This window comes from Micromonospora sp. NPDC051141 (genome assembly GCF_044455765.1).
Classification (GTDB): Bacteria; Actinomycetota; Actinomycetes; order Mycobacteriales; family Micromonosporaceae; genus Micromonospora.
In genome coordinates this window covers 70,938-87,168 of the sequence record NZ_JBITFD010000019.1, presented here as the reverse complement: position 1 = coordinate 87,168, position 16,231 = coordinate 70,938, and the positions used below count along the sequence as shown (strand labels likewise).

The 16,231-nt window shown below is 73.0% G+C and carries 15 protein-coding genes; 11 read left to right on the top strand and 4 right to left on the bottom strand.

Annotated elements, in window-relative coordinates; genetic code table 11:
- Window positions 1-30: 30 nt before the first annotated feature.
- Complete coding sequence (locus ACIA6B_RS28950) at window positions 31-948, bottom strand: diacylglycerol/lipid kinase family protein (protein WP_396778141.1); 918 nt, start codon at window positions 946-948, stop codon at window positions 31-33.
- Between the two features lie 430 nt (window positions 949-1,378).
- Between ACIA6B_RS28950 and ACIA6B_RS28945 the strand changes: the two genes are divergently transcribed.
- Window positions 1,379-3,442, top strand: coding sequence for a M4 family metallopeptidase (locus tag ACIA6B_RS28945; protein WP_396778139.1), 2,064 nt, complete (start codon window positions 1,379-1,381; stop codon window positions 3,440-3,442).
- 78 nt (window positions 3,443-3,520) lie between these two features.
- Here the strand turns inward: ACIA6B_RS28945 and ACIA6B_RS28940 are convergent, their stop codons facing one another.
- Window positions 3,521-3,970: a YbaB/EbfC family nucleoid-associated protein gene (locus ACIA6B_RS28940; RefSeq protein ID WP_281941528.1), complete on the bottom strand. Its 450-nt coding sequence runs from the start codon at window positions 3,968-3,970 to the stop codon at window positions 3,521-3,523.
- A gap of 209 nt (window positions 3,971-4,179) precedes the next feature.
- On the opposite strand from ACIA6B_RS28940, the gene ACIA6B_RS28935 reads away from it, so the two are divergent.
- Entirely contained in the window at window positions 4,180-5,742 is a 1,563-nt protein-coding gene (locus ACIA6B_RS28935; protein WP_396778137.1) for an LLM class flavin-dependent oxidoreductase, read from the top strand.
- A 55-nt stretch (window positions 5,743-5,797) separates the two neighbouring features.
- Here ACIA6B_RS28935 and htpG read toward each other — a convergent pair whose 3' ends face one another.
- Window positions 5,798-7,690 (bottom strand): molecular chaperone HtpG, encoded by a 1,893-nt coding sequence (gene htpG, locus ACIA6B_RS28930; protein WP_396778135.1) that lies wholly within the window; start codon window positions 7,688-7,690, stop codon window positions 5,798-5,800.
- Window positions 7,691-7,834: 144 nt separating this feature from the next.
- Here htpG and ACIA6B_RS28925 point away from each other — a divergent pair, with 144 nt between their 5' ends.
- The 3 genes from ACIA6B_RS28925 to ACIA6B_RS28915 are packed head-to-tail and all read left to right on the top strand — an operon-like array spanning window position 7,835 to window position 10,010.
- Complete coding sequence (locus tag ACIA6B_RS28925) at window positions 7,835-8,557, top strand: FadR/GntR family transcriptional regulator (RefSeq protein WP_396778133.1); 723 nt, start codon at window positions 7,835-7,837, stop codon at window positions 8,555-8,557.
- Entirely contained in the window at window positions 8,554-9,381 is an 828-nt protein-coding gene (locus tag ACIA6B_RS28920; RefSeq protein ID WP_396778131.1) for a sterol desaturase family protein, read from the top strand. The genes ACIA6B_RS28925 and ACIA6B_RS28920 overlap by 4 nt, the downstream gene beginning before the upstream one ends.
- Window positions 9,378-10,010, top strand: a complete 633-nt coding sequence (locus ACIA6B_RS28915) for a lysoplasmalogenase (RefSeq protein WP_396778129.1) — start codon at window positions 9,378-9,380, stop codon at window positions 10,008-10,010. The genes ACIA6B_RS28920 and ACIA6B_RS28915 overlap by 4 nt, the downstream gene beginning before the upstream one ends.
- Before the next feature lie 46 nt (window positions 10,011-10,056).
- On the opposite strand, the gene ACIA6B_RS28910 is transcribed toward ACIA6B_RS28915, so the two are convergent.
- Window positions 10,057-10,701, bottom strand: a complete 645-nt coding sequence (locus ACIA6B_RS28910) for a PKD domain-containing protein (RefSeq protein WP_396778251.1) — start codon at window positions 10,699-10,701, stop codon at window positions 10,057-10,059.
- A 533-nt stretch (window positions 10,702-11,234) separates the two neighbouring features.
- On the opposite strand from ACIA6B_RS28910, the gene smpB reads away from it, so the two are divergent.
- The 6 genes from smpB (at window position 11,235) to ACIA6B_RS28880 (ending at window position 16,222) form a co-directional block, all read left to right on the top strand.
- On the top strand, window positions 11,235-11,726 hold the full coding sequence (gene smpB, locus ACIA6B_RS28905) for an SsrA-binding protein SmpB (protein WP_396778127.1): 492 nt from the start codon (window positions 11,235-11,237) through the stop codon (window positions 11,724-11,726).
- A gap of 82 nt (window positions 11,727-11,808) precedes the next feature.
- Window positions 11,809-12,246, top strand: a complete 438-nt coding sequence (locus ACIA6B_RS28900) for a VOC family protein (RefSeq protein ID WP_396778125.1) — start codon at window positions 11,809-11,811, stop codon at window positions 12,244-12,246.
- 46 nt (window positions 12,247-12,292) lie between these two features.
- The gene (locus tag ACIA6B_RS28895) at window positions 12,293-12,868 is read left to right on the top strand and encodes a helix-turn-helix domain-containing protein (RefSeq protein WP_396778123.1); all 576 of its coding nucleotides are present in this window, start codon (window positions 12,293-12,295) and stop codon (window positions 12,866-12,868) included.
- Entirely contained in the window at window positions 12,865-14,127 is a 1,263-nt protein-coding gene (locus tag ACIA6B_RS28890) for an MFS transporter (RefSeq protein ID WP_396778122.1), read from the top strand. Before ACIA6B_RS28895 ends, ACIA6B_RS28890 begins: the two co-directional genes overlap by 4 nt.
- A gap of 114 nt (window positions 14,128-14,241) precedes the next feature.
- A complete protein-coding gene (locus ACIA6B_RS28885) occupies window positions 14,242-15,477 on the top strand; it encodes a ricin-type beta-trefoil lectin domain protein (protein WP_396778120.1) in 1,236 nt (411 codons plus the stop codon).
- A 100-nt stretch (window positions 15,478-15,577) separates the two neighbouring features.
- Window positions 15,578-16,222, top strand: a complete 645-nt coding sequence (locus ACIA6B_RS28880) for a GNAT family N-acetyltransferase (protein WP_396778118.1) — start codon at window positions 15,578-15,580, stop codon at window positions 16,220-16,222.
- Window positions 16,223-16,231 lie beyond the last annotated feature (9 nt).

Genomic DNA, 16,231 nt, shown 5'->3' with positions numbered 1-16,231 from the left:
CCGGTGCGGTCACCGGCGCCGGCGGCCGGGTCAGTCCACCGGCTCCGGGCAGCAGACCGTCAGCCCGCCCGGCACCACCTTGACCTTGAGCCGCTTCGCGGTTCCCCGCGCGCCGCCGTCCAGCTCGTACGTCTTCGGCGCGGCGAACCGTACGGTGATCTTCCGGCCTCGGGTGATCCGCACGAACGGCGACTCGTCGGAGCGCCCGGCGGCCATCCGCCCCAGCGTGCGGGCCCAGTCCACGGCGCCGCTGGCGGTGGCGACGCCCACCTCGAGCGCGCCGTCGTCGGGCCGGGCGTCGTCGAAGGCCGGGATGCCGCCGGTGATGGTGCCGACGTTGCCGAACAGCACGCAGCTCGCCTCGTCGTCGAACCAGTCGGCGCCGTCCACCCGGACGCGGGTGCGCACGCACTCGCCGCGCACGTGGCGCAGCCCGGTCCAGACGTAGGCGACCCGGCCGAGCCGGCCCTTGAGCCGGCGGTCCGCGTCCCGGATCAGGTCGCCGTCGAACCCGGCGCCGGCCATCACCGCGAAGTGCTCCCCGTTGATCCGGCCGAGGTCCAGCCGGCGGCGCCGGCCGTGCAACGCGACCCGGACCGCCTCGGGCAGGTCGGCGGGGATGCCGAGGTTGACGGCGAAGAGGTTGGCGGTGCCGGCGGGCAGGATGCCCATCGGCACGTCGGTGCCGGCCAGCGCGTCGGCGCACCGCTGCACCATGCCGTCGCCGCCCCAGACCAGCACCAGCTCCGCGCCCTCGTCGAGGGCCGCGCGGACCCGCTTCGGCGCCTTGCGGCTCTTCGGCACCTCGTACCAGAGCAGCCGGCCGACGCCGGCGCCGACGAGGCGGGCGCGCAGCTCGTCCAGGCCGCCGCCGAAGGTCTTCTTCCGGTGGGCCACGACCGCGATCACGCCCGTGCGGGCCGGGCGGTCGGTGGTGCTCGTTGTCATGGCGCCCTCGTACCCGGAGCACGCCCGGCCCACGCCTGCCACCGGGACCGCCCGGCCGCCCGTCCACGCTGAATCTATGTGCACCAGTCGCGTAGAGCGGCAATCCTCGCATCTCGAACCGGCCACCGTCCACGGACGACAATGTTCACCCTGATCAGGGCCTATTGAAGATCATGGCTTCCTGAATTCGCGTCGACGGCCTACCGTCCGGCAGGTGTCGGTTGCCCCGGTCACCCATTGCTCCCGGCTCACGCGCCGTGTGATTGTGCAGCCAACGAGCCGCCGACCCCCGACGGCCCGGACGGTCGATCTGTCGACCCGGAGCCACGCCGGCAGCTCCGGTGACCGACCGTCACCCCGCCTCGCACCATCGCGCCGCCCGTCCCCACCGGGCTCCGTGCGGCGCGCCTAGGAACAGGAGCACACCCTCTTGAAGCTCTCACCCCGCCTCGCCGCGCTCACCGGCGCGGCCGCGGCCGGCGTGCTGGCCGCCGGCACCGCCGCGGCCGTGCAGGCCGCGCCCCCCGGGCCCGCCGCCCCGAACCCCGCCCAGGCCCGCGCGGCAGCCGCCGACTCGGCCCGCGCGCTGGTCGCGAACCGTCCCGCCTACCTCCAGGCCAGCTCCGACGACGCGTTCGTGCAGCAGCCCGTGATCTCCTCCGAGGGCACCCAGTACGTGCCCTACGAGCGCACCTACCGGGGCCTGCCGGTGGTCGGCGGCGACTTCGTGCTCGCCACCGACGCCACCGGCAACCTGAAGTACGCCTCGGTCGCCCAGCAGCGGCCGATCGGCACGCTCGCCACCACCCCGAAGCTGACCTCGGCCGCCGGCGCGAAGACGGCGCGCGCCCAGCTCAAGACCGTCAGCGCGGTCGAGGGCACCACGCTCGTGGTCTACACGCTCGGCGCCAGCCCGACGCTGGCCTGGGAGACCACCGTGCGCGGCACCGGCGCCCACGGCCCGAGCCGGCTCACCGTCGACGTCGACGCCCGCACCGGCGCGGTGCTGGACACGCAGGAGCACATCGTGGCCGGCACCGGCACCGGCGCCTGGAACGGGCCCAGCCCGCTGACGCTGAACACCACCCAGTCGGGCAGCACGTACACCATGAAGGACCCGACCGTCACCAACCTCAGCTGCCAGGACGCCGCGAACAACACCACGTTCAGCGGCACCGACGACGCCTGGGGCAACGGCACCGCCACCAACAAGGAGACCGGCTGCGTCGACGCGCTGTTCTCCGCGCAGACCGAGCACAAGATGCTCAACCAGTGGCTGGGTCGCAACGGCGCCGACGGCAGCGGCGGCTACTGGCCGATCCGGGTGGGCCTCAACGACCAGAACGCCTACTACGACGGCACCCAGGTCCAGATCGGCAAGAACACCGCCGGCCAGTGGATCGGCTCGCTCGACGTGGTGGCCCACGAGATCGGCCACGGCATCGACGACCACACCCCGGGTGGGATCTCCCGGGGCGGCACGCAGGAGTTCGTGGCGGACACGTTCGGCGCGGCCACCGAGTGGTTCGCCAACGAGCCGTCCAGCTACGACGCGCCGGACTTCCTGGTCGGCGAGAAGATCAACCTGGTCGGCTCCGGCCCGATCCGGAACATGTACAACCCGGGGGCGCTCGGCGACCCGAACTGCTACTCCAGCAGCGTCCCCGGTGGCGAGGTGCACGCCTCCGCCGGGCCGGGCAACCACTGGTTCTACCTGCTGGCCAACGGCAACAGCCCGACCAACGGGCAGCCGTCCAGCTCGACCTGCAACGGCGGCAGCGTGACCGGCCTGGGCATCCAGAAGGCCATCAAGATCATGTACAACGCGATGCTGCTGAAGACCTCGTCCTCGTCGTACCTGAAGTACCGCACCTGGACGCTCCAGGCGGCGAAGAACCTCTACCCGAGCGGCTGCACCGAGTTCAACACCGTCAAGGCGGCCTGGGACGCGGTCAGCGTGCCGGCGCAGTCGGGTGACCCGACCTGCTCCGGCGGTGGCACCCCGACGCCCACGCCGACCACCTCCACCCCGCCGTCGGGCGGCTGCTCCGGCAACAAGCTGGCCAACCCCGGCTTCGAGTCGGGCAACGTGAACTGGAGCGCCTCGTCCGGCGTCATCACCACCGACAGCGGCCAGGCCGCGCACGGCGGCTCGTACAAGGCGTGGCTCGACGGCTACGGCTCCTCGCACACCGACACGCTCAGCCAGTCGGTCAGCATCCCGGCCGGCTGCCGGGCCACGCTGAGCTTCTGGCTGCACATCGACAGCGCGGAGTCCACCACGAGCACCGCGTACGACAAGCTGACCGTCAAGGCCGGCGGCACCACGCTGGCGACCTACTCCAACCTGAACAAGGCCACCGGCTACGTGCAGCGGTCCTTCGACATCTCGTCGCTGGCCGGCACCACCGCCACCATCTCGTTCAGCGGCGTGGAGGACGCCTCCCTCCAGACGTCCTTCGTCGTCGACGACACCGCGGTCAACCTGAGCTGACCGCAACGCGAGCGGCCGGTCGTCCTCCTCGGAGACGGCCGGCCGCTCCGTCGTCTCCGGCGACCGGCCCGCCGCCGATCAGACCGGGCGTGCGGCGCGGGACGCGGCGGCGCGGTCGCGGCGGATCCGCGCGGCCACCTCGTGCATCGTCGCGCTGAACAGCTCCGCCTGGTCGGGCAGCCCGCCGAGCCGGGCGGCGAGCGCGTCGGCGTCCGCCCGGGCCGAGGCGCTGACCTGAGCGTCCAACTCGGCGAGCGCGGCGTTGACGGCGGCGACGACGTGCCCGCAGAGCGCCTCCAGCGGTTCGCCGGCCAACTCCGGGTCGACCGCGACGGAATCCAGCCGGCCACCCTGGACGGCGACCGCGCGGACCCGGCCGCCGGCCGCGACGCCCTCGGCCCGCAGCAGGTCGCCCGGCTCGCCGTCGGCGTGCACGGTGGCCCGGGACCGCATTGCGGCCAACGCCTGCTGCGTGCGGGTCAGCAGCTCGTCGAGGCTCGCGGCGGCCGAGAACGCATCGTTGGTCATATCCGCGCTTTCTTCACGTCTTAGCCAAGCACCCGTGACCATAGCAACCGGCGGCGACGGAACCGGGTCCCCGGCCACCCCGGCCGGTCACCGGCGCCCGGAGCAGCACGGACACCCGACGGCCCGGCGTGTCGCGGGACGGCGGACGCCGGGCGGGCAGCGGCGCTACCGTGGGCGGGACCGGACAAGATCGCGCGAGAGGCGGGTGGATGACCGACCACGGACCCGAGCTGGGCTTCGGCAGCTTCCTCACGCCGGCCGCCGGGCAGCCCGAGCAGGTGGTGGCGCTCGCCACGCTCTGCGAGCGGGCCGGGCTGGACCTGGTCACGTTCCAGGACCATCCCTACCTGCCGGCCTTCCTGGACACCTGGACGCTGATGTCGTACGTGGCCGCCGCCACCGACCGGATCCGCCTGGCCGGCAACGTGCTCAACCTGCCGCTGCGCCAACCGGTGGTGCTGGCGCGCAGCGTCGCCAGCCTGGACCTGCTCACCGGCGGCCGGGTCGAGCTGGGGCTCGGCGCGGGCGCGTTCTGGGACGGGATCGAGGCGGCCGGCGGGCGGCGGCTCTCCCCCGGCGCGGCGGTCGACGCGCTCGACGAGGCGATCCGGGTCATCCGCGAGGTGTGGGACACCGACCGGCGCGACATGGTCCGCCTGCCCGGCGAGCACTACCGGGTGGTCGGGGCGAAACGCGGGCCGGCCCCGGCGCATCCGGTGGGCATCTGGGTGGGCGCGTACAAGCCGCGGATGCTGCGGCTGGTCGGCCGCACCGCGGACGGCTGGCTGCCGTCGCTGTCGTACCTGCCGAACGGGCCGGACGACCTGCCGGCGCTCAACGCGCTTGTCGACGACGGCGCGCGGGCCGCCGGCCGGGACCCGGGCGCGATCCGCCGGATGCTCAACGTCAACGGCACGTTCGCCCGCTCGTCCACCGGCTTCCTCGCCGGCCCGCCGGAGCAGTGGGTGGAGGAGCTGGCCGGGCTCACGCTGGCGCACGGCATCACCACGTTCATCCTCGCCGGTGACGAGCCACGCGCCATCCAGCTCTTCGCGCAGGAGGTGGCGCCGGCGGTGCGGGAGCTGGTCGCCGCCGAGCGCACCACGCCCGGCAGCGGGGCCCGGGCCGTCGCCGGGGAGCAGGCCGCAGCCGGCGGTCCGACCGCGCTCGCGGTCACCCCCACCCCCGACCCCGGGGTACGCCTGAGCGCGCGCCGCCCCTGGGACGAGTCGACCCGGCCGACCGCCCCGCCGGCGCCGGCCGGTCAGGTCTACCCGGCCGGCGGGCAGGCGGCCGGGCAGCACCTGGTGGACGTGCACGACCACCTGCGCCGGGAGCTGGCCCAGGTGCGCGACCTGCTCGACCAGGTCCGGCGCGGCGCGGTCTCGCCCGGTCGGGCGCGGGCCGCGCTGAACGAGATGACCATGCGGCAGAACAACTGGACGCTGGGCGCCTACTGCGCGGCCTACTGCACGGTGGTGACCCAGCACCACGGGTTGGAGGACGCCTCCATCTTCCCGCACCTGCGCCGGGCCGACGGCGGGCTGGCGCCGGTGCTGGACCGCCTGACGGAGGAACACGTGGTGATCCACGACGTGGTGGAGAGCGTGGACCGGGCGCTGGTGGAACTGATCCGCTCCCCCGGCGACTTCACCGAACTCCAGGACGCGGTGGACCTGCTCACCGACACGCTGCTGTCGCACCTGTCGTACGAGGAGCACCAGATCGTCGAGCCGCTGGCCCGCCACGGCTTCTTCCCCGGCCAGCTGTGAAAGGAGGGGCCCCTTGTTAACGCCGGGCGTCAAGAAGGGGCCCCTCCTTTCGTCACTAGAGGCCGCGGGCCAGGCGGTCGGCGAGGATCCGGGTGAAGCGCGCCGGGTCGGCGAGGTCGCCACCCTCGGCGAGCAGCGCCATGCCGTACAGCAGTTCGGCGGTCTCGGTCAGCGCGGCACTGTCGCCGTCCTCGCCGTGCGCCTTGCGCAGCCCGGTGACCAGCGGGTGGGTCGGGTTCAGCTCCAGGATGCGCTTGACCTGGGGCACCTCCTGGCCCATCGCGCGGTACATCTTCTCCAGCGTCGGCGTCATATCGTACGCGTCGCCCACCACGCAGGCCGGTGACGTGGTCAGCCGGGTGGACAGGCGCACCTCCTTGACGCTGTCGGCGAGCGCGCCGCCGAGGAAGGTGAGCAGCTCGGCGTACTCCTGCCGTTCCGCCTCGGCCTTCTCCTTCTCCTCCTCGGTCTCCAGGTCGACCTGGCCCTTGGCCACCGAGCGCAGCGTCTTGGAGTCGTACGCGCCGACCCGCTCGACCCACACCTCGTCCACCGGATCGGTGAGGATCAGCACCTCGTAGCCCTTGGCCCGGAACGCCTCCAGGTGCGGGGAGTTCTCGATGGTGGCCCGGTTGTCGCCGGTGGCGTAGTAGATCTCGGTCTGGCCGTCCTTCATCCGCTCCACGTAGTCGCGCAGCGTGGTCAGCTCGGCCGGGTCGTGGGTGGAGGCGGCGCGGACCAGGTCGAGCAACGCGTCGGTGTTGTCCGCGTCCTCCAGCAGGCCCTCCTTGACCACCGGCCCGAACTCGGACCAGAACGTGCGGTACGAGTCGGCCGGCAGGCCCTTGAGCGTGGCGAGCACCTTCTTGACCAGCCGCCGGCGCACGGCGCTGATCTGCCGGTCCTGCTGGAGGATCTCGCGGGAGATGTTCAGCGACAGGTCGTGCGCGTCCACCACGCCCTTGACGAAGCGCAGGTAGTTCGGGATCAGCGCCTCGCAGTCGTCCATGATGAACACGCGCTTGACGTAGAGCTGCACGCCGCGCCGGCCCTGCGGGGAGAACAGGTCGACCGGGGCGTGCGAGGGCAGGAAGAGCAACGCCTCGTACTCGAAGGTGCCCTCACCGCGCATGTGGATGGTCTCCAGCGGGTCCGCCCAGTCGTGCGCGACGTGCCGGTAGAACTCCTTGTACTCCGCCTCGTCGACCTCGTCCCGGGACCGCGCCCAGAGCGCCTTCATCGAGTTGAGCGTCTGCTCCTCGCGGGTGGTGTCGCCGTCCTCGCCGGGCTTGTCGACGGCCATCCGGATCGGCCAGGCGATGAAGTCGGAGTAGCGCTTGACGATCTCCCGGATGGTCCGCTCGGCGGTGTAGTCGTGCAGGTTGTCCTCGGCGTCGACCGGCTTGAGGTGCAGCGTGACGGAGGTGCCCTGCGGCGCCTCCTCGACCGCCTCCACCGAGTAGGTGCCCTCGCCGGTGGACTCCCAGCGGGTGCCACCGGTCTGCCCGGCGCGGCGGGTCAGCAGCGTCACCCGGTCGGCGACCATGAAGGTGGCGTAGAAGCCGACGCCGAACTGGCCGATCAGCTCCTGCGAGGCGGCGGCGTCCTTCGACTCGCGCAGCTTGCGCAACATCTCGGCGGTGCCGGACTTGGCGATGGTGCCGATCAGCGCCACCACCTCGTCGCGGGACATGCCGATGCCGTTGTCCCGCACGGTCAGCGTGCGGGCCTCGGCGTCGGTCTCGATCTCGATGTGCAGGTCGGACGTGTCGGCCGACAGCTCCTTGTCGACAAGCGACTCCAGCCGCAGCTTGTCCAGCGCGTCGGACGCGTTCGAGATGAGTTCACGCAGGAAGACGTCCTTGTTCGAGTAGATCGAGTGCACCATCAGCTGCAACAGCTGACGCGCCTCGGCCTGGAACTCCAACGTCTCGACCCGGTCGCTCACACCGACTCCCTTCACCGTGGCGGTCCTACCGCGAAAAGGATACGAGGCGTGACCGCGACGGCACCCACCGGCCGGGCCGGCCCGGGGAAGCAAACTGGTCCAACCAGTTGACGGGTTGATGTGTTCGGGGCCACACTGCTGGCCATGGCCTTCACCCCCGCGCCGCGCGCCTCGGTCTCCGACCACGTGTTCGGCCAGCTCCGCGACGCCATCGTGTCCGGGCGCCACCGGCCCGACGAGACGCTGCCCGGCGAGCGGGAGCTGGCCGCCGCGTTCGCGGTGAACCGGCACGCGGTGCGGGAGGCGCTGCGTCGACTGCAACAGCTCGGCCTGGTCCGGGTCAGCCAGGGCGGTGCGACCCGGGTGCTCGACTGGCGGGTGCACGCCGGGCTCGACCTGGCGCTGTCGCTGGCCCGCTCCGGAGACGTACTCCCGGTCGAGACGCTGGTGCGCGACATGCTGGAGATGCGGGCCTGCGTCGGCGTCGACGCGGCCCGGCTCTGCGCCGAACGCGGCGACGAGGCGGTGGTCGCCGCGCTGGTCCGGGCCGCCGAGGAGTACGGCGCGCTCGCGCCGGACCTGGACCGGATGGCGGAGGCGAACATCCGCATCTGGCGGCTGGTGGTGCGCGGCAGCGGCAGCACCGCCTACCAGTTGGCCTTCAACAGCCTGGTCGCCGGCACGTTCGCGGTCGGCGACGTCCCCCCGGACGCCCGCGCCGCCGAGCTGCTCGACGTCGCCGGGCACCGCCGGCTCGCCGCGGCGGTCGCGTCCGGCCGGGGTGAGGCGGCGGCCCGGCAGGCCCGGGCGCTGCTGACCGCCCCGGTCACCCCCACCCCCACCACCGGAAGGGAAGCGCGCGCATGATCCCCGCCGTGCTGTACGCCGTCCCGGCGTTCCTGCTGCTGATCGTGATCGAGGCGGTCTCCTACCGCTTCCTGCCCGACGACGACGAACGCGGCTACGAGCTGCGCGACACCACCACCAGCCTGTCGATGGGGCTGGGCAGCCAACTCATCGGCTTCCCGTGGAAGCTGCTCACGGTCGGTCTCTACGCGGCGCTGTGGACGGTCGCGCCGGTGCACCTGTCCCCCGGCGACTGGTGGACCTGGGCGATCGTCTTCTTCGCCGACGACCTGGCCTACTACTGGTTCCACCGGTCGCACCACGAGGTGCGGGTGCTCTGGGCCAGCCACGTGGTCCACCACTCGAGCGTCCACTACAACCTCTCCACCGCGCTGCGGCAGAGCTGGACGCCGATGACCTCGCTGCCGTTCTGGCTGCCGCTGGCACTGCTCGGCATCCCGCCCTGGATGATCTTCCTCCAGCAGTCGATCAGCCTGCTCTACCAGTTCTTCCTGCACACCGAGCGAATCGGCCGGCTGCCCCGGCCGATCGAGTGGGTGTTCAACACCCCGTCGCACCACCGGGTGCACCACGGCTCGAACACCGAGTACCTGGACCGCAACTACGGCGGCATCCTGATCGTGTGGGACCGGCTGTTCGGCAGCTTCGCGCCGGAGCGGGCCGCGGTGCGCTACGGGCTGACGAAGAACATCGGCACCTACAACCCGCTGCGGGTGGCGACGCACGAGTTCGCCGCGATCTGGTCCGATGTCCGCCGGGCCACCTGCTGGCGGCACCGGCTCGGCTACCTGCTCGGCCGTCCCGGCTGGCAGCCGGCCCGGTGAGGCGTTCCTGGCTGACCCTGTTCGCGCTCGTCGCCGCCGTCGAGCTGGTCGGGGTGGCGCTCGACTCGACGGCGCTCCAGTGGCTGGCCAAGCCGCTGCTGGCGCCGGTGCTGCTGGCGTACCTCTGGCGGCGCCGGGGCCGGTGGGACACGGTGGCGACCGGGCTGGTCGCCGCCACCGCCGGGGACGTGGCGCTGCTCGTGCCCGGACCGGCCGCGTTCCTGGTCGGCATGGGGTTCTTCCTGGTCGCGCAGCTCGCGTTCCTGACCGGCTTCCGGCGTCACGGCCGACCGCCGGCGCCGGCCTGGGCCGGCTACCTGCTCGCCTGGGCGGCCGGGAACGCGCTGCTGTGGGGCACGCTGGGGCCGCTGCGGCTGCCGGTGCTCGGCTACAGCCTGGCGCTGTGCCTGATGGCCGCCGCCGCGACCGGGGTGTCCGCGCGGGTCGCGGCCGGCGGCGCGTTCTTCCTCGTCTCCGACCTGCTCATCGGCGTGGGCGCGGCCGGCACCGAGCTGCCCGGCGCGGGCCTGCTGGTGATGGGCACCTACTGCGCCGCGCTGCTGCTGATCACCACCGGCTGGGTGGCCGCCCACGACACCACCCGTGAGCCGGAGGTGGCGCCCGTCTGACGGGGTGGGTGGCGGTGCGCGGGAGTCGCCCACCGCCACCCCCGCGTCAGCGGACCCGGACCGACGCGGAGAGCAGTTCGTTGTCGGCGGGGAGCGCGTCGCGATGGTCGCGCACCGCGGCCACCGCGCGGAAGGTGACCTTGCCGGCCGCCGCGTCCTGCGGCGTCACGGTGTACGCGAACGAGAACGAGGTGCTCCCGCTCCGCGCCGGCACCGGCCGGGTGTCGACGCCCACCGCCTCGTACCCGAACGGACCGCTGCGGTGCAGCCGGACGTCGACGTTCTCGTCGTAACGGGTGTTCCGCACGTCAACGGTGACGCCGACGAGCTGCCCGGCGCGGGCCGTCGAGGGGGTGTTCAGCTTGACGACCGCCACGTCGTGGGTCCGGACCACCGACGTGTGGGTGGCCGAGGCGGTGCGCCCGTCGACCGTGCGCGCGGTCAACCGCACCTGGTGGTCGCCGTCGCCGGCGAAGCGGTGGCGGGGGTACTGCTCGGTCGAGGTGGTGCCGTCGCCGAAGTCCCAGCGCAGCGAACCCAGGTCGACGCCCAGGCCGGCCGGATCGGACAGGCGGGGCCAGAACGCCACCTCGTCGAAGACGCTCCACTCCACCTCGGCCAGGGTGTCGAGGGAGTCGCCGGTGTAGACGGCCACGCCGAGATGGTCCGGCCCGGCGTTGGCGGTGACCATCCGGGTCACCGTCGGAGTGTACGAATACCAGACCGTCCGGTCGGTCTCGAAGCAGGACGACGGCTCGCCCTCTTTCTCCTCCTGGGCCCCGTATCCCTTGTGGATGCGACCGGGCCACGGTAGAGGGCCGTGCCGTAGCGTCGGACCAAGAGAAGCTCTGGTTCCGGTTAAGGCTCGGCGAGCGCATGGGCCGGCCCGTCGGTTCCGGCGGATCTCCTGACGCTGGGTGATCGATCGCCTTTTCACGCACGGTGAACGCTGCGCGGTGCGCAGGTCGGGTCGGTCTCACGCCTTTGCTCTGCAGCTACGGACGCAGCATGGCCGTGAGCTGCGCCGGTTCGAAAGGCCGCCGCGCCGAGCCGCGTTGCTTCGATAACCATGCGTAGCCGATGCGGATAAGGCTGCAGAGCAAAGGGGCCGGACCCGTCGACCATCTCCACCCCCGGGCCCCTCATTTTCGGTAACGGCCGGCCGGCAGTGGCGCCCCTCGCCGCCGCCAGCCCGGCGTCGGCGCCGACCGGTATCCTGCCGGCGTGGCCAGGGAGAACGGGCGTAAGGCGATCGCCTCGAACAAGAAGGCGCGGCACGACTACGACATCCTCAAGACCTACGAGGCGGGCATCGTGCTGGCCGGCACCGAGGTGAAATCGCTGCGCGAGGGGCGGGTGTCGCTCGTCGACGCGTTCGCCCAGGAGCGCGACGGCGAGCTCTGGCTCTACGGGCTGCACATCGCCGAGTACGGCTTCGGCACCTGGACCAACCACGCGCCCCGGCGCACCCGCAAGTTGCTGCTGCACCGGGTGGAGATCGCCCGGATCCTGGAGAAGCTTCGCGACGGCGGGGTCACGCTGGTGCCGCTGTCGATGTATTTCGCGGACGGCTGGGCCAAGGTCGAGCTGGGCCTGGCCCGGGGGCGCCGGTCGTACGACAAGCGTCAGGCGCTCGCCGAGCGGGACGCCAAGCGGGAGATCGCCCGGGAGATGGGGCGCCGGCTCAAGGGCCGGACGGCGACGCGCCGGACGTGACGCCTCCGCGGGTCGCGGTCAGCTCCTGACCGCTACGTCGGGAACGCTGGCCGGGACCGACCCGAGGAAGAGGAGAGCCGCCATGGGCCTCGACGTGCAATTCACCTTCGACTGCGCCGATCCGGCCGCGCTGGCCGCGTTCTGGGCCGAGGCGCTCGGCTACCGGGTGCAGGGGCCGCCGGACGGCTTCGACTCGTGGGAGCAGGCGCTGACCGCGTTCGGCGTGCCGCCGGAGCGGCACGGCGACGCCTCGGCCGTGGTCGACCCCGAGGGCACCGGGCCACGGGTGTTCTTCCAGCGGGTGCCGGAGCCGAAACGGGGCAAGAACCGCGTGCACCTGGACGTGCGGGCCGCGCCCGGGCTGACCGGGGCGGCCCGGATGGCGGCGCTGGAGGCGGTGGCCGACCGGCTGGTGGCGCTCGGGGCGACCCGGGTGGCCCGGCACGAGCCCGCTCCGCCGCTCGGCGCCGGGCACCTGGTGCTGGCCGATCCGGAGGGCAACGAGTTCTGCCTCGACTAGTACAAGACATCTTGTACTTCATCTCTTGTCGGTCTAGCGTGGCGGCATGGCGGACCAGCCGAACCACGTGCACCTGACCGACCCCCGGGCCATGCGGGCGTTGGCCCACCCCACCCGGCTGCGGCTGCTGGGCGAGTTGCGCCTGCGTGGCCCGCAGACCGTGGGCATGTTGAGTGAACGCACCGGCGAGGCGGTCGGCTCGGTCAGCTACCACGTCGGCAAGCTGGCCGAGCACGGCTTCGTGACCGAGGCCCCCGACCTGGCCCGCGACCGCCGCGAACGGTGGTGGCGGGCGGCGCACGCCACCACCGACTGGGACCCGGTCGAACTGCTCGACGACCCGGAACGCCGGCTCGCCGGCGACCTGCTGCGCCGCGCCGCCATGGAGCGGTACGTGGCGCGCTACCAGGCCTACCTGGAGTCGGAGGCGAGCCTCGACCTGGCCTGGGTGCGCGGCACCACCAGCAGCGACACGGTGCTGCACCTGACCCCCGACGAGCTGGGCGAGCTGCGCGACGAGCTGTCCGCGCTGGGCCGGCGGTGGCGGGAGCGCGGTGCGCCCGGCCGACCGGGCGCGGAGATGGTCACGCTGATCTGGCAGGCCTACCGGGGGCCGCAGTGAGCCGGGACCGCCGGCCGCTGGTCGGGCTGCTGGTCGGGCACGCCGTCTCGCTGACCGGCAACGTGCTGACGCTCATCGCGCTGCCGCTCTACGTGCTCGCCGAGACCGGCTCGCCGGCGGCCACCGGGCTGGCCGGCGCGTTCGCCACCGCGCCGGTGGTCCTCGGCGGCGCGTTCGGCGGCGTGCTTGTCGACCGGATCGGCTACCGCCGGTCCAGCGTGCTGGCCGACGTGGTCTCCGGCGTGACGGTCGCCGCCGTGCCACTGCTGCACGCCACCGTCGGCCTGCCGTTCCCGGTGCTGCTGGCGCTGGTCTTCGTCAGCGGGCTGCTGGACACTCCGGGCCAGACCGCCCGCACCGCGTTGCTGCCGGAGGCGGCGACCGCGGCCGGGGTGCCGATCGAGCGGGCGATCGGCTGGCACGAGGCGACGTCGCGGGGCGCGCGCATGATCGGCGCACCGGTGGCCGGCCTGCTGGTCGGCGTGCTGGGCGCGCTGCCGGTGCTGGCCGTGGACGCGGCCACGTTCGCCGTCTCGGCGCTGGTCGTGACGCTGCTGGTGCCACGCGGCCTGCGCCCCGCCGCCGAGGAGGCCGAGCCGGAGACCGGCGGCTACTGGCGACAGTTCGCCGCCGGGCTGCGCTTCCTGGTCCGGGAGCCGCTGCTGCGCGCCATGGTGCTGCTGGTGCTGGTCACGAACCTGTTCGACGCGGCCAAGAGCAACGTGCTGCTGCCGGTGGTGGCCAATCGCGACCTGGGTGGGCCGGCCGCGTTCGGCCTGCTGGTCGGCGTCATGGGCGGCGGCGCGCTGATCGGCTCGTTGGTGTTCAGCGCGATCGGGCACCGGCTGCCCCGCCGGGCCACGTTCGTCACCGCGTACGCGGTCTGCGGCGCCCCGCCGCTGTGGGCGCTCGCCGCCGCGCCGCCGTTGCCGGTGGTGGTCGCGGTCGTCGCGGTGGCCGGGCTGGCCGCCGGCGCGCTCAACCCGCTGATGGGCGCGGTGGAGCTGGAGCGGGTGCCGGCGGCCATGCGGGCCCGGGTGTACGGGGTGATCGGCGCCGGCGCCTGGGCGGCGATGCCGGTGGGCGCGTTGGGCGCCGGGCTGGCCGCCGACCGGTTCGGCACCACGCCCACGCTGCTCACCATCGGTGCCTGCTACCTGCTGGTGGTGCTGACCCCGCTGCTCGGCGGCCCGTGGCGCGAGATGCGCCGACCGGTGCCGGCGCCGCGGCGCGCCGTGCCGGAGGAAGCGCTCTCTTGACAACGGGTGGCTTCGTTCATACCTTCATCGAAGGTTATCTTTATAGTTTGTTTACCGTTCTGCGGGGCCGGCCGCCCGGACGGTAGGCGGACCCACCACCGCAGGAGGCACCCCGTGCGCAGCATCCGTACCGCCGCCGCCCTGGCGATGGCGGCGGTCGGCCTCACGGCCGCCCTCACCACCGTCCCGAGCACCCCGGCGATGGCCGCCCCCGGCGCGGTCACCTGGTCCGACGACTTCACCGGCCCGGCCGGCGCCGCCCCCGACGCGAGCAAGTGGCGTTACGACATCGGCGGCGGCGGTTGGGGCAACAACGAGTTGCAGTACTACACCAACAGCACCCGCAACGCCGCGCTCGACGGCAACGGCAACCTGGTCATCACCGCCCGCAAGGAGAACCCGGCCGGCTACGGCTGCTGGTACGGAAGCTGCCAGTACACGTCGGCCCGGCTGCTCACCAACGGCACGTTCTCCCAGGCGTACGGCCGGTTCGAGGCACGCATCAAGATCCCGCGCGGGCAGGGGCTGTGGCCGGCGTTCTGGATGCTCGGCAACGACATCGGCAGCAACCCGTGGCCCAACAGCGGCGAGATCGACATCATGGAGAACGTCGGCTACGCCCCCTCCACGGTGTGGGGCACGCTGCACGGCCCGGGCTACTCCGGGGCCAACGGCATCGGCGCGTCCACCTCGCTGCCGAACGGCCAGGCGCTCGCCGACGCGTTCCACACGTTCGCCGTCGACTGGGCCCCCGACTCGATCACCTGGTACCTCGACGGCGTGGCCTACTCGCGCAAGACGCCGGCCGACGCGGGCGGCAACCGCTGGGTCTTCGACCACCCGTTCTTCATGATCATGAACGTGGCGGTCGGCGGCAACTGGCCCGGCTCGCCGGACGGCTCCACCACGTTCCCGCAGACCATGACCGTCGACTACGTCCGCGTGCAGGCCTGGGACACCGGCGGCGGGGGCACCGGCGGGCCGATCGTCGGGTACGGCAACAAGTGCGTCGACGTGGCGAGCGCGAGCACCGCCAACGGCACCGCCGTGCAGCTCTGGACCTGCAACGGCACCGCCGCCCAGCGCTGGACCTGGAACGCCGACGGCTCGGTGCGCGCGCTCGGCAAGTGCCTCGACGTGGCCGCCGGGTCGACCGCCAGCGGCGCCAAGGTGCAGCTCTACGACTGCAACGGCACCGGCGCGCAGAAGTGGGTGTTCAGCGCCGCCGGCGACATCGTCAACCCGCAGGCCAACAAGTGCCTGGACGCCACCGGCAACAGCTCGGCCGACGGCACCAGGTTGCAGATCTGGGACTGCACCGGCGGCGCCAACCAGAAGTGGCGGCGCTGACCGACCGGTGAGCCGGGGCGGGCGGCGCTCACCGCCCGCCCCGCCGGTACGATGACGCGGCGCCACCCCACCTCACCCTCTTTCCCGGGACGGCGACGCCATGAGCGGGTTCACCACCGGAGTCGTCCCGACCGCCCGGCTGCTTCTGCTGCCGCTGGCCGTCGCGCACGCCGAGGAGATGGCCGCCGTGCTCGCCGACCCGGCGCTGCACACCTTCATCGGCGGCAGCCCCGCCGACCCGGCGGCGCTGCGCGCCCGCTACGCGCGGCTGGTCGCCGGCTCGCCCGACCCGACGGAGTCGTGGTGCAACTGGGGCATCCAACTCCGCGACGACAGCCGGCTGGCCGGGTTCGTCCAGGCCACCGTCACCGCACCCCTGGGGCCGCCCCGTCACGCGGCCACGGCGGGCGCGCGGGCCAACGGGCACCGGCACCTCGACGACACGGACCGGGTCGACGACGGGCCGGTCGCGGAGATCGCCTGGGTGGTGGGCACAGCGTGGCAGGGGCGCGGGATCGCCACCGAGGCCGCCCGCGGGATGACCGGCTGGCTCGGGCAGCGCGGTGTGCGTACCCTCGTGGCCCACATCCATCCCGACCACCTTGCGTCGGCGGCGGTGGCCACCGCCTGCGGCCTCTCCCCCACCGACACTTGGCACGACGGCGAAGTGCGCTGGACCGGCCCGGCCACCCCACCTCCTGAAGTTGACCAAGGAGTTCGCGTCGGCGACGACGCGAAATCCTGACGCGAACTC

Coding starts and splice junctions, on each gene's coding strand:
- ACIA6B_RS28950 (WP_396778141.1), bottom strand. CDS start 948: ATGACAACGAGCACCACCGACCGCCCGGCCCGCACGGGCGTGATCGCG.
- ACIA6B_RS28940 (WP_281941528.1), bottom strand. CDS start 3,970: ATGACCAACGATGCGTTCTCGGCCGCCGCGAGCCTCGACGAGCTGCTG.
- ACIA6B_RS28935 (WP_396778137.1), top strand. CDS start 4,180: ATGACCGACCACGGACCCGAGCTGGGCTTCGGCAGCTTCCTCACGCCG.
- ACIA6B_RS28925 (WP_396778133.1), top strand. CDS start 7,835: ATGGCCTTCACCCCCGCGCCGCGCGCCTCGGTCTCCGACCACGTGTTC.
- ACIA6B_RS28920 (WP_396778131.1), top strand. CDS start 8,554: ATGATCCCCGCCGTGCTGTACGCCGTCCCGGCGTTCCTGCTGCTGATC.
- ACIA6B_RS28910 (WP_396778251.1), bottom strand. CDS start 10,701: ATGGTCACCGCCAACGCCGGGCCGGACCATCTCGGCGTGGCCGTCTAC.
- ACIA6B_RS28900 (WP_396778125.1), top strand. CDS start 11,809: ATGGGCCTCGACGTGCAATTCACCTTCGACTGCGCCGATCCGGCCGCG.
- ACIA6B_RS28895 (WP_396778123.1), top strand. CDS start 12,293: ATGGCGGACCAGCCGAACCACGTGCACCTGACCGACCCCCGGGCCATG.
- ACIA6B_RS28880 (WP_396778118.1), top strand. CDS start 15,578: ATGAGCGGGTTCACCACCGGAGTCGTCCCGACCGCCCGGCTGCTTCTG.